General features: G+C 36.1%; 1 protein-coding gene. It reads left to right on the top strand.

Annotation, left to right across the window (positions count from 1 at the left end; translation table 11 throughout):
- Window positions 1–121: 121 nt before the first annotated feature.
- A partial coding sequence (locus A3761_RS28345) for a hypothetical protein (RefSeq protein WP_231881109.1) occupies window positions 122–302 on the top strand: 181 nt, incomplete at its 3' end.

The raw sequence follows: 302 nt of genomic DNA, 5'->3' as shown, positions 1-302 counted from the left end.
GGCTTATATTACAGCTTATGCTAGACGTTATTTGGTGGAGTCCATTCATGAAAATTGGGATCGATTCTTATATTGTGATACAGACTCCATGGTTATTTTAGGTCAAGCTAAAGGAATCACAATGGGAGACCAACTTGGTGATTGGGATTTGGAAGGTGTTAGTCAAATTGCTCGTTTCGTAAGACAAAAAACGTATATTATGTACGGGTTTAAGAAAAGCATTCCAGCTAATGGTTTTAAAGTTTCAGATGAAAGCGAATATGATTTTGATTATGAAGACGTAGACGGTATCACAACAATAC

Source organism: Oleiphilus sp. HI0123 (genome assembly GCF_001635315.1).
Note: the sequence above shows the minus strand (reverse complement) of the source record. Positions and strands in the feature narration are given on the sequence as shown.